Below are 5115 nucleotides of genomic sequence, written 5' to 3' on the forward strand. Positions count from 1 at the left end.
CCGCCGCCGGCGCCCGCGCCGACCCCGACGCCGACCCCGACGCCCACCCCGACCGGCCCCGCCGACAGCTGCCCGGCTGGCACCACCAACGTTGGTGTCATCAACAATCTGCGCAACTGCCAGATTTCCGGTACCATCACCGGCGGCCTCACGCTCGCCAACATCCGCGGCGTCGTCTATTCGCTGTCGGGCCGCGTCAATGTCGGCATCGATCTCGGTGCTGATCCGGCCGCGCCGGCTGCCGGCGGCCAGCAGGGCATCCTCACCATCGAACCGGGCGTCGTCGTGTTCGGCTCCTCAGGCGCCGATGCGCTGGTGATCAACCGCGGCTCGCAGATCTTTGCCGAAGGCACTGCCACCAAGCCGATCGTCTTCACCAGCCGTTCCAACATGGAAGGTGGCGTCAACGACAGCTCGATCGGCCAGTGGGGCGGCATCGTCATCCTTGGCCGCGCGCCAATCCACACCTGCATCGGTGCGGGCGCGACGCCAGGCACTGTCAGCTGCCAGTCCGCGATCGAAGGCCTGACCGGGGCCTTCTACGGCGGCGGCAGCCCGGCCGACAACAGCGGCCGCATGGCCTATGTCCAGGTCCGTTATCCGGGCTTTGAAGTCAGCCCCGGCAACGAACTGAACGGCATTTCGATGGGCGGTGTCGGATCGGGCACAACGATGCGTTACATCCAGGTCCACAACAGCTCCGACGACGGCATTGAATGGTTCGGCGGTCGCGTGAACATGAAGAATGTCGTGATCTCCGGCGCCGACGATGACTCGCTCGATACCGATCTCGGCTTCAAGGGCCTGCTGCAATATGTGCTGGTGGTGCAGCGCACCGATGGCGGCGACCGCGTGATCGAGGCCGATACCGCCGGCGGCGAAACCAAGACGCCGCGCAGCTTCCCGCGCATCGCCAACTTCACGTTCGTCGGCCGTCGCACCCCGGATTCGATCCTGCTGCGCGGCGGCACCGATTATGGCCTGGTCAACGGCGTCATCAACAACACCGTCGCCACCGGCCTGTGCCTGGACATCGACGGTGCCCAGACCGCGGTGACCACCGCCGATGCACCCACCGACGAAGCCGGCGCGCCGATCTTCCGCTCGGTGATCTTCGGCTGCGCTGGCGGGGCGGCCCGCGATGAAGCCGACGTGCCGCTGGCCAACATCACGCCGATCATCACCGGCAACAACAACCTGCTGCCGCCGGTGACGCTGACGCTGACCAACCTGTTCCTGCCCGGCGCCAACGAGACCGCCGCGGTCGCCACCGACCCGCGCACGGTTTACACCGGCACCGGCACCTTCTTCGACCAGACCAATTTCGTCGGCGCCTTCAGCAGCGCCACCGACACCTGGTATGCCGGCTGGACCTGCGGCATCGGCCCGGGCGCGACCAGCTGCACCGCCGCGCCGGCACCGATCCAGTAAGCTGTTGCGACCGGTCGGCGGCACGCGTTGCCGCCGGCCGGTGCGTGCCTTTCACCGGGCTGTCTGCCGGGGACCCAAGAAGATGATGAAACCGCTCCACGTCCTGCTCTCCACCACGATGCTGGCCGCGCTGGCTGCGCCGGCCGTGGCGCAAACGGCCCCGCCGGCCGCACCGCCTGCAGCCGACGAACCGCCCGCCGAAGAACCGGTTGAGGTCTCCATCCCCGGCGGCCGCGGCAGCGAGATCGTCGTGATCGGCAAGCGCATTCCCAACACGGTGCGGCTCAGCCGCGAGGTGGTGTCGGTGCTGAGCCAGGCCGATATCGCCCGCACCGGCGAAGGCGACATCGCCGGCGCCCTCAAGCGCGTCACCGGCCTCAGCGTGGTGGGTGGCCGCTATGTCTATGTCCGCGGCCTGGGCGAGCGCTATTCACTGGCGTTGCTCAACGGTCTGCCGATCCCCTCGCCCGATCCGCTGCGCCGCGTTGTGCCGCTCGATCTGTTCCCGACCTCGGTGCTGGCCTCATCGGTGGTCCAGAAAAGCTATTCGGCCAATTTCCCCGGCGAGTTCGGCGGCGGCGTGATCAACCTGACGACCCGCGCCGTGCCGAAGGAGCCGTTCTTCACCGTGGGCGGCAGCATCGGCGGCAACACCGTCACCACCGGCGGGCTCGGCTATGTCTACGCAGGCGGCCGCCACGACTGGACCGGTTTCGACGATGGCACCCGCTCCCTGCCGGCCGGCATCCGCGCCAGCCAGGACGGCGGCAAGGCGCTGGCCGTCGGCGCCAACTACACGCTGCGCCAGCTGCAGGACATCACAGCGTCGCTGACCAACGCCGAAACCAACGTCATCCTGCGCAACGACAATATCCCGGTGAACTGGGGCGCCAACATCGCGGGCGGCCGCGCCTTCGACGTGGGTGCTGCCCGGCTCGGCTTTGTCTTCGCCGCCGGCTTCACCAACGACTGGCAGACCAAGCAGGGCAAGCAGCAACTGTCGGGCGGTGCCGCCGTCGGCCCCGGCGGGACCCTGCAGCTCAACCCGGATCAGGACTTCGATTTTGCATCCACCGAATTACGCAGTGTTCTCAATGGATTGGTCAGCTTTGGCGCGGAGTTCGGCGATCACAAGATCCGCTTTTCCAACCTCTACGTGAACGACACCATCAAGGAAGCCCGCATCCAGTCCGGCATCGACGACATCAACGTCGGCCGTGACCGGCTGTTGCAGCGCAACGCCACCGCGCAGTTCCGCCGCCAGCTGATCGACACCCAGTTCGTCGGCGAGTTCAAGTTCGACGCGCTCACCGTCGATGTGCGCGGCACCTATGCCAATTCCAAGCGGCTCTCGCCCTACGAGCGCACCAACAGCTATGCCTTCTCGGCCGAGTTCAACGATTATGTGAACGATCTGCGCTCGCCGGGCCAGTCCAGCGTGGTGGCGTTCAGCCGGCTCAACGAGAATGTCTATGGGGCCGGGCTCGATCTTGGCTACAAGATCCGCGGCGGGCCGTTCCCGATCAAGCTGACCGCCGGCTATGCCTACAGCAACGCCGACCGCACGTCGGAACGCTTCGACTATCGCTATCAGTCCAACGCCGCCCTGCCCGGCGCCGTGACGCAGCAGCGGCCCGACTATCTGCTGTCAGACTACAACGTCTATACCTATGGCATCATCCTCAACAGCATCTCGACCGTGGCGCCGCGCTATGACGCCAAGCTGGTCGTGCATGCCGGCTATGGCCAGATCGAGATCGAGCCGACAGACGGCGTGCAGGTGGTGGCCGGCGTGCGCTATGAAAGCGGCCGCCAGAACGTCACCCCGGTTGACGTCTTCAACGCCAACCCCGGTTCGGCTTTCAACGCGCCGACTGATATCAACAAGAATTACTGGCTGCCGGCGCTGACGGTGACCTGGAACTTCGCGGAAGACATGCAGCTGCGCTTTGCCGCCTCCAAGACCATTGCCCGGCCGCAGTTCCGCGAGCTGGCGCCACAGCCCTATTTCGACACCGAGAGCGACCGTCTGAGCTTCGGCAACCAGTTCCTGACCAATTCCGAACTGATCAACGTCGAAGCCCGTTATGAATGGTATTTCGGCAAGGACGAGCGGCTGTCCGTGGGTGGTTTCTACAAGGACATTGACCAGCCGATCGATGCCATCGCCTTCGTGCAGGGCGGCACCTTCCAGACCACGTTCGCAAACGCGCCCAAGGCCCGGCTCTATGGCGCGGAAATCGAGGTCCAGAAATATTTCGACCTGTCGGGCTGGGGCGACCTGTTTGCCACCCGCCACTTCTTCATCGCCGCCAACTACACCTGGACCGACAGCAGCATCAACGTGAAGGCGGGCGACACCACGCGCTTCCCGCTGTCGGGCACCACCGTGCCGGCCACCGACATCTTCCGCGACGGCAACCCGTTGACCGGCCAGTCGGATCATGTCGCAAACCTGCAATTCGGTTTCCAGGATGATGAAGGCCTATCGGAACAGACGATCCTGCTGAACTATGCCAGCAATCGTGTCGCCTTCCGCGGCCCGTCGGGCCAGCCCGACCTTGTGGAAAAGCCCGGCCTGCGGCTCGACGTGGTGATCCGCCAGGGCTTCAAACTGTTCGGCCAGGAGATCGAGGCCAAGTTCGAAGCGCGCAACCTGACCAACACGCGCTACCAGGAATTCCAGCGCCTCAACGCCAGCCGCATCGACACCAACAGCTATGCGCTAGGCCGCAGCTTCCAGGGCAGCCTGTCGGTCAAGTTCTGACGACGTCCCACCCGTAACCTTCCCCGAAACGGCCCCCGGTGCGCCAAGCATCGGGGGCTTTTCGTGTCACCTGATCGGCGGATGGCGGCGCGCGCGTTCGCGGAACCAGGCGGTGATGACATGCTTGACGCCGGCCCTGACCGGCATGCCGGCGTGCAGGGTCATCGGGTTGGGCCGGCCGTCGATCTGGTTGCACCAGGCCACCAGCTTGCCGACTTCTGGCTGGATGGATTTGGCCAGGTGCTGGAAACGGGTCGCACCGCCGGCCCTGGGTTCATCCAGATAGACCATCATCGTCCAGGTGCGCTGGCCGCCATCTTCGGTGTGCGGGAAATAGTCGAGGCCGGTCGGCTCGAAATAATCGGTGTGCATCTTGAACTGCTGGCCCTGGGTGTAGCGCTGGCCCTGCAGCGCCTCGCCGTGGCGTATGTCCAGCCCGGCATACTCGGCCAGCCGGCGATGGACGATGGCCACCAGCGGATCGTCGCCGGGCAGATCGGCTGTCTCGCTGGTGCGGAAATCGGCATCAGCGCCATAGGCATCGGTGATGGTGGACGGCCGCACCAGCCGATCGATCAGGGCACACAGGAACGTGCATTCGGCCGCGGTCAGGAAGCGCTTGCGGATGAACATCTCCACCCGCTTGTCGGGCACACGCTGCGCCCCTTCGAAACGCGCCATCACGAAAGCTCCATCCAACCTGGCCCGAACCATAGCAAGACCAGCGCCACTCCGACCAGCAGGGCGCCAAACGGCAGGCGCGTGGTGGCCGTCACGCCGCGCCCGCGCAGCTGATCCCAACCGGCCAGTGCCAGGCCCAGGGCGGCCGCGCCGGTGATCAGCAACGGCAGCTGCCACGGCCCCAGCAGCGCGCCCAGCCCGGCAAGCAGCTTGGGATCGCCGCCGCCCAGCCCGTC

3 protein-coding genes and 1 pseudogene are annotated in these 5115 nt (G+C 66.0%); 2 read left to right on the top strand and 2 right to left on the bottom strand.

Annotated features, from left to right (window positions below; genetic code table 11):
* Together GJ693_RS17030 and GJ693_RS13665 are read left to right on the top strand one after the other, a co-directional pair.
* On the top strand, positions 1–1431 hold a 1431-nt coding region (locus GJ693_RS17030; protein ID WP_197042201.1), incomplete at its 5' end, for a hypothetical protein.
* 82 nt (positions 1432–1513) lie between these two features.
* On the top strand, positions 1514–4198 hold the full coding sequence (locus tag GJ693_RS13665) for a TonB-dependent receptor domain-containing protein (RefSeq protein WP_156256834.1): 2685 nt from the start codon (positions 1514–1516) through the stop codon (positions 4196–4198).
* 66 nt (positions 4199–4264) lie between these two features.
* On the opposite strand, the gene GJ693_RS13670 is transcribed toward GJ693_RS13665, so the two are convergent.
* Both GJ693_RS13670 and GJ693_RS13675 read right to left on the bottom strand, forming a co-directional pair.
* Positions 4265–4879 (bottom strand): 2OG-Fe(II) oxygenase, encoded by a 615-nt coding sequence (locus GJ693_RS13670; RefSeq protein ID WP_156256835.1) that lies wholly within the window; start codon positions 4877–4879, stop codon positions 4265–4267.
* A pseudogene (locus tag GJ693_RS13675) lies at positions 4879–5115 on the bottom strand (prepilin peptidase); the annotation flags it as partial. The pseudogene GJ693_RS13675 and the gene GJ693_RS13670, both read right to left, overlap by 1 nt.

Source organism: Sandarakinorhabdus oryzae, assembly GCF_009733735.1.
Classification (GTDB): domain Bacteria; phylum Pseudomonadota; class Alphaproteobacteria; order Sphingomonadales; family Sphingomonadaceae; genus Sandarakinorhabdus; species Sandarakinorhabdus oryzae.

Bases quoted from the DNA above. Each gene is read 5' to 3' on its own strand.
- GJ693_RS13665 (WP_156256834.1), top strand. From the start codon at position 1,514: ATGATGAAACCGCTCCACGTCCTGCTCTCCACCACGATGCTGGCCGCG.
- GJ693_RS13670 (WP_156256835.1), bottom strand. From the start codon at position 4,879: ATGGCGCGTTTCGAAGGGGCGCAGCGTGTGCCCGACAAGCGGGTGGAG.